This is a genomic window from Leptospira vanthielii serovar Holland str. Waz Holland = ATCC 700522, assembly GCF_000332455.1.
GTDB lineage: Bacteria > Spirochaetota > Leptospiria > Leptospirales > Leptospiraceae > Leptospira_A > Leptospira_A vanthielii.
On record NZ_AOGY02000065.1, the window covers coordinates 276,210 to 282,588 of the forward strand.

Here is a 6,379-nt window from a genome sequence, read left to right on the forward strand (position 1 = left end):
TAGATAATGAAAATAGGCATCGTAAAACACCTGAATGCCCGCCCCCTAACCCTCTATTTTGAGAGAACTTCCGGCTATTTACCGGTGTATGAAAATCCTAGTGTCCTCATTGAACTGCTAAAACGTGGGGAACTTGATTGTGCCCTTGTTTCCTCTATCGAATGCGAAAGAAACCGTGAGAGTTTGGACTTCACAAAGATTGTTGGAGTTTGTGCAAGGGACGTGGTACGTTCGGTTCTTTTCTTTCGCCATGAATCAGAGCCTGGTCTTCCGAAAGTAGTTTACACTGACAAAGGGTCAAGGTCTAGTGTGGCACTGTTACAATGCCTCCTCTTTCGTGAATTCGGAAAATTAGTTGAGGTAATTCCCACACCCGCTTCTGAAATCTCAGAGATGATGAAAGAAGGTAAGGGATCGCATCTTTTGTTTGGCGACCATGCCTTATTACAAACGCCAGTTCCTGGATACCAAGTGGTGGATCTTGCCGAATGGTGGAATCAGTCTACGGGGTTATATTTTTGTTTTGCCTTTTGGGCATTTCCCAAGGGAAAGGTTTGGGATGACCGGCTCTTTTTAACAGCTTTGGAATATGGATTAAAAGAATTAGACTCCATCATTAAAGAAGAGAAAAGACTACCGATTGCAGTCACTGACCGTTATCTCAAACAAGAGTTACACTACATTCCCGAACAGAAAAACTTAGATGGCTTTGATTTGTTTATCAAAACGGCAAAGGAACTAAAACTCGTTTAGAAAAAACGAATTTTGTATTCCCAAGTTTTTGAATCCTGATTTTCCAAAGTTTCCTGCAATGGAATTTGGTAGGTCAAATTTCCAAGACCGATAAAACCTCGATTGGAACTACATTCAGAATCTTTGGGAAATAAAACTTTAAATTGAATGCGACCTTCACGTAAAAGCCTAGAAGCTTCTGAAATGATTTTCTTTTCCCCAGCACTTGTATCTAAAATTGCATTGTCCGTGAGATTTGGAAAATCACGTTTTACCGTTAAGGATCTTGGTTTGGATTTGATAGAAAAGGTTCCAATTAAAACACCTTCCAAATGCAAAGGATCTTCAAAATCAAGTTTGTAAGACACCTTTCCTTTTCGTTTGAAATACATATCTGTCGTTTCCGATTTTTCTAATTCCCGAAAGGTAAAGTCTCTCACCTGTAAATTGTTATTCGATTTTTTTTTGACTGAAGAAATGATTTCTTCTTTGGAAGTCGGTAGAAATTTAATGAGAGAGTCGTTGGAATCTTTTTTTAAAGGGACTGTGTAAGCGATTTCTACTGTACCAGAACTTAACTTTCGAAAGAGGATGGTCTCCTCATATTCAAAACAACCAACAAAAAAAAGGATGAGTAATAAAGGAAAACGAAACACATCCTAGGCTTCCCATACGGAAAGCCCAGGGTCAAGGACTATTTAGAAACGGGGTAAGCTTCGTTTCCGTGTTCTAAAATATCCAAACCTAACAATTCTTCTTCTTCGGAAACACGTAGACCGATTGTTTTTTTGATGAGATAGAATGCTGCAAAACTGGTAGGAAAAGCCCATAAAAAGGCAGTCGCTACACCGATGGCCTGAGCCGCAAATTGCCCAAAACCAGCACCTGAAAAAAGTCCTGTATCCAAACTGAAGAGACCAACAGATAAAGTCCCCCAAGCACCGCAAACTCCGTGAACAGAAACAGCACCCACCGGATCATCAATTTTGATTTTGTCTAAAAATAGAACCGAGACAATCACAAGAATCCCAGCGATAGAGCCAATACAAACGGCACCAGTAATACTCACAACATCACAGGGAGCTGTGATGGCCACAAGGCCCGCAAGTCCTCCGTTTAAAGTAAGACCGATCTCTGGTTTTTTAAATAATAACCAGGTAAGAACCATAGCAGAAATGGCACCAGCGCATGCTGCCATGTGGGTAACAACAGCGATCCGAGCAAAACTTCCACCTTCAATGGACGTTGTGGAACCTGGGTTAAATCCAAACCAACCAAACCAAAGGATAAAGACACCAAGGGCTGCCATAGACATGTTGTGACCTAATATAGGATAGACCCTTCCATCGGTTTGGAATTTCCCCATCCGAGGACCAACAACGATGGCTCCTGCAAGACCTGCCCAAGCTCCCACACTATGAACGACAGTTGATCCTGCAAAGTCGTGGAAACCCACACCCTCTCCACCACCAAGTCCCAAAGTTTCTAAAAATCCAGAGGAGATTCCAAGGAGACTTCCCCAAGCAAAGGATCCAAAGATAGGATAAATAAAGGCTGTGATCACAATGGAAAAAACCAAGTAGGCAGAGAACTTTGTCCTCTCAGCCATGGCACCTGATACGATGGTTGCCGCAGTGGCAGCAAAAACAATTTGGAAAATAAAGAAAGTATATTTGGAAGGATCCATATTTCCATCTTCGGTATTGATGAGACTTTCTGCAAAGGATGGAACTCCCACTCCAATTCCTGTGAGGACTTGAGGACCAAACATAATGGAAAAACCAATCACCCAATAGGCGATGGCTCCCACTGTTAAGTCAGAGAAGTTTTTCATAAGGATATTCACCGCGTTTTTGGCTCTTGTGAATCCAGCTTCCACGTAGGCAAAACCTGCTTGCATAAAAAATACAAGAAAAGCTGCAATACAAGTCCACACCCAATTGGCTTCCTGTTTGGTTGTTTCTAGGGCAAGTTTTGTTTCCGCAAGGGAAGTTTTAATACCTGCCATTTCTTTTGCCAATGTTTCTAAACTCTGAGTTTCGTTTGCCACTTCTTCGGCTCCAAGTGCGGAACCAATAAGAAGGACCGATAAACTAAAAAATATTCCAAATCGTTTCATAATCTTTCCTTAACTAACTTTCTGCGAATGTGATTCTAACCTTAAAAGTGAGGTTTTTAATTCCAAACTTTGTGGTGTGTTCTTTACGCCTTGTTGCAACACTTTGATTGCTTTTGGTTTCGCATTTTCTTTCAAATAACATTGTGCAAGTAATATACTTGCTTTTGCAAAACTGTGATCACTCGAAAGTGCCATCTTTAACGCACGTTTTGCTTCCGAAATCATTCCTGCTTTATAATAAGCTCGTCCCATCATAAAATGAGATGCTGCTGTATTGTCACCGGAAGTCCGTAAATACTGTTCTAAATAGCGGATCGCTTCGTTATATTTTCCGTCCCTATAATACATCTTACCTAAAAAGACTAAGATTTCTTTCAGGGAAGAATCAATGCTATAGGCTTTGAGGGCCTGGGCATAAGCTTCTTCCATTTTCATTTTAGAATTGGATTGTTTCGCCATTTGAATGTAATGCGAAGCTTCTGGAATGGAATCCCCACAATACAGAAATAGAAAACTTAAATCATCTCCATTCGGAACATCCCCTTGGTATGCCCGAAATCGTTCTACAAAGGCATTGGAGAGTTTTTTTAGATCCACTTTCCCGCGACCTTCCATTACAAGGCGTTCTCTTTCGTCTTGTAACCAAGTAAGGATTCGATCCACTCCCACCTCATCTTTCAGATGGTTTCTTTGTTCGCTAAATCCATCAGAGATGAGAAGTAAAAAATCCCCAGGCTCCAACTTACCTTGTTTTTCTTCATAGTCGATTTTTCTAACAGGAAGGATTCCAAGAGGAACACCTTTAGTATCATACTGAATGAATGTATCATCAGCAGCCTTGTAATGTAACATACGTTGGTGGCCTGCGTTTACATAACCAAAAGTATAATCACTAAAAATACGAACCATAAAAGCAGTGAAATAAGTGGATTCTGGAAGTTGTTCTCTTAGTTTTTCACCAAGTTCTTCCATAATCTCTGTGAGGCCAAGTCCCGCCATCACCGATCTTCTAAACTGGTGGTGGATGGCCATAGTCACAAGAGCTGCTGGAATTCCATGTCCCGATACATCAATGTTAATTGCTGTTAAGGAATGGCCTTGTCTTACAATATCAACCAAGTCCCCACTGACTTCCGCCATGGGTTCGTAGTGGCTTGCAAAATAAATTCCGTTCCATGCACTTAGGTCTTGGGGAAGGATTTGGCTTTGGACATTTCGTCCCATTTTCAAATCCCATTCCAATTGGTTTAAAATAGCAGCCTCTCTAGCCCTTGCGGTCACAAGACCTTCAATAAGCCTTACCCCGTAAAGGGCCAGTGCCAATTGCGAAGTGAGCGCTTCTAAAATTTCTAAGTCATCGATGATATAAAAGTTTTCGCGTTCACTTTCGACAGCGAGAGTTCCGAGAATTTCTTCCTTTTGCATGATAGGAACACACATAACGGATTTTGTTTTTTCTCCCTCATCAAAAAAATGAGCCGAGCGAGTTAGGTCATTCACGAGAACCGGTTCTTTGGTTTCGAATACTGCTCCCGAATAACCTTCACCAATTACTAAATTTCTACGGGGGGGTTCTGTCTCTTTGACAAACTTAACAGGGACAAGATACTCTCCGTCCCAGAGTCGGAGTGTTGTATTGTCCGACTCAAAAATTTCCTGACAAATCAGGATGACTTTGGAAAAGAGTTGGTCCTCTCTATCTAAATTGGCAAATTCTTTGGAAATGTAGAGGAGGATCGCAATTTTATCTTTGTCTGTTAATCCTCCCACGACTTTGTTTTGTCCGCGGAAGTTGACGAGCATTCGTTTGGAAACTTTGAAATCAACCATATAGGATACCTTTCTGATTTAGATGCAAGTATCGTACCGACAGTGCATCTCGCCTAAAGAAGTCGGATTATCCTATATTTCTCTACACTTTGCTCCAATCTTCAGCGGAAGAGGTAAAGAGCAATTATGGAAACCATCCAATTTGCTTAAATAATAAACAAATGGTGTTCTTCATTGGAACTGGATTTGAATTTGAAAGGCAGCTCTCGTCTCAGCACCTTCTCTTTCGGGTACACTTAAGCCGGATCTTTGCAAAGAAATTGCGTATAAATACCCTTCTCCTAGTTCTTTCGGAAAGATCGAACCGGCAACCCCAAGAGAAGCCGTATAAAAACCTCTTAAAGATGAGTCGGCACGAAACTCTCTCCCTAGTCCTGAAATAAATTGGAATGATTCTATTTTACCTATCGCCAAACCAATGTTACCTGTATACATCGAACGTAATGGATATTGAAATGAGTTATCGCCTCCATTGAGCGATAGGTGGGATCTTTCAAAAAATGTCCGATTCCCTTCGATTTGTAAATCAATGAATTCTGTAATTTTGTAACCAATACCAACTAATAATCGTTCGGGGAGTCGTTCTTTTAATTTTTCTGATCCTAGATATTTATCAAAGCGGTAACTTCCTGGAGATTCTAAAATCACACCCAGCCGAAAATTTCCATACTGGTAGGCAGTTTGGGCAGATACATTCCATGAATAAGAGCTATACCCACCCATCCTTCCTGAAATTCCTGGTCCTAAATGTAAGGCAAAAGAAAGATTCTCATTCCACTTCCAACTAACAAAACCTTGGAAGGCATAATTGGAAAATCTTTCATCTGCAGGAAAGGATCTTAAAAAAACAGGTTTACCGCGAAATCCAAAACCTAGGGAATCGGAATAGGAAAAATACGCAGCTCCCGAAAGGTACAAAGGGGAGGTTTTTGGATTCGCATAACTTCCGTTTACTCCGCCGTCTACGATATGTTTGGGTTGATTTGCCAAAAAAGCAGCGTTTCCATAAAGACTTCCCATCGGATTTGAGCTAACCACGCCCGTGGATGAGAGTCCAAGCAAATAGGCAGATGGGTATGCGGATTCATAACCTGAAACTTGTGCGAAAAGACTTCCCAAAGAAGTGGCAGAAAAGAAGAGAACCAGTATGGGGAAATACCATTTTCTTTTGAAAATCATTTACTGCCATTACTCCAAAGATTTATTGGAAAGAAAAGGGATTTCTTATGACAAGGCCAATGTACAAACAATTTCGATCCCCACAAGGTTGGTATTCTTTTCTTTTTCCTGCCAATTGGGAACAAATGGTCGTGGAAGAAATTCCAGCCTTTTTCCATCCCAACGGGGGTGGCGCCTTACAAGTTTATGCTTTTGAATCAAAATTAGAAGATTTCGATGTGGATTTAGAATTGATAGATTCTAAAGTTTAACGCAACACTTCCTTTATTTTTTCCGCGGGAGTTTTCCAGCCAAGCGTTTTTCTTGGACGCTCATTTAAAAGCTTTTGGACTCTTTTCAGTTCTTTTCTTGATATATCATTAAAGTCAGTTTTTTTAGGAAAGAAATCTCTTATTAGCATATTCGTATTTTCACAAGTCCCCCTTTCCCAAGGACTTCCCGGATGACAAAAATATACTTTCATTTGAGTATCTTTTGTTAAATAGCTTATGGTTACTCATTTCTTTACATACGTGGCGT

General features: G+C 40.6%; 6 protein-coding genes and 1 pseudogene. 2 read left to right on the plus strand and 5 right to left on the minus strand.

The window, feature by feature from the left end; genetic code table 11:
• The first annotated feature begins 6 nt into the window (after positions 1-6).
• Entirely contained in the window at positions 7-753 is a 747-nt protein-coding gene (locus LEP1GSC199_RS16255) for a menaquinone biosynthetic enzyme MqnA/MqnD family protein (RefSeq protein ID WP_002986960.1), read from the plus strand.
• On the opposite strand, the gene LEP1GSC199_RS16260 is transcribed toward LEP1GSC199_RS16255, so the two are convergent.
• The 4 genes from LEP1GSC199_RS16260 to LEP1GSC199_RS16275 form a co-directional block, all read right to left on the minus strand.
• A complete protein-coding gene (locus LEP1GSC199_RS16260) occupies positions 750-1,388 on the minus strand; it encodes an LIC11874 family lipoprotein (RefSeq protein ID WP_002987364.1) in 639 nt (212 codons plus the stop codon). The genes LEP1GSC199_RS16255 and LEP1GSC199_RS16260 overlap by 4 nt on opposite strands.
• A gap of 38 nt (positions 1,389-1,426) precedes the next feature.
• Positions 1,427-2,851: an ammonium transporter gene (locus LEP1GSC199_RS16265; RefSeq protein ID WP_002987423.1), complete on the minus strand. Its 1,425-nt coding sequence runs from the start codon at positions 2,849-2,851 to the stop codon at positions 1,427-1,429.
• Between the two features lie 9 nt (positions 2,852-2,860).
• Positions 2,861-4,681: a GAF domain-containing SpoIIE family protein phosphatase gene (locus LEP1GSC199_RS16270; RefSeq protein ID WP_002987394.1), complete on the minus strand. Its 1,821-nt coding sequence runs from the start codon at positions 4,679-4,681 to the stop codon at positions 2,861-2,863.
• A 171-nt stretch (positions 4,682-4,852) separates the two neighbouring features.
• Complete coding sequence (locus tag LEP1GSC199_RS16275; RefSeq protein WP_002987419.1) at positions 4,853-5,860, minus strand: hypothetical protein; 1,008 nt, start codon at positions 5,858-5,860, stop codon at positions 4,853-4,855.
• A 47-nt stretch (positions 5,861-5,907) separates the two neighbouring features.
• On the opposite strand from LEP1GSC199_RS16275, the gene LEP1GSC199_RS16280 reads away from it, so the two are divergent.
• On the plus strand, positions 5,908-6,111 hold the full coding sequence (locus tag LEP1GSC199_RS16280) for a hypothetical protein (protein ID WP_002987120.1): 204 nt from the start codon (positions 5,908-5,910) through the stop codon (positions 6,109-6,111).
• On the opposite strand, the pseudogene LEP1GSC199_RS16285 reads toward LEP1GSC199_RS16280, so the two are convergent.
• A pseudogene (locus tag LEP1GSC199_RS16285) lies at positions 6,108-6,379 on the minus strand (IS30 family transposase); the annotation flags it as partial. The gene LEP1GSC199_RS16280 and the pseudogene LEP1GSC199_RS16285 overlap by 4 nt on opposite strands.

What these genes read in the sequence shown, in the direction of transcription:
- LEP1GSC199_RS16255 (WP_002986960.1), top strand. Translation starts at nt 7, where the DNA reads ATGAAAATAGGCATCGTAAAACACCTGAATGCCCGCCCCCTAACCCTC.
- LEP1GSC199_RS16265 (WP_002987423.1), bottom strand. Translation starts at nt 2,851, where the DNA reads ATGAAACGATTTGGAATATTTTTTAGTTTATCGGTCCTTCTTATTGGT.
- LEP1GSC199_RS16270 (WP_002987394.1), bottom strand. Translation starts at nt 4,681, where the DNA reads ATGGTTGATTTCAAAGTTTCCAAACGAATGCTCGTCAACTTCCGCGGA.
- LEP1GSC199_RS16275 (WP_002987419.1), bottom strand. Translation starts at nt 5,860, where the DNA reads ATGATTTTCAAAAGAAAATGGTATTTCCCCATACTGGTTCTCTTCTTT.
- LEP1GSC199_RS16280 (WP_002987120.1), top strand. Translation starts at nt 5,908, where the DNA reads ATGACAAGGCCAATGTACAAACAATTTCGATCCCCACAAGGTTGGTAT.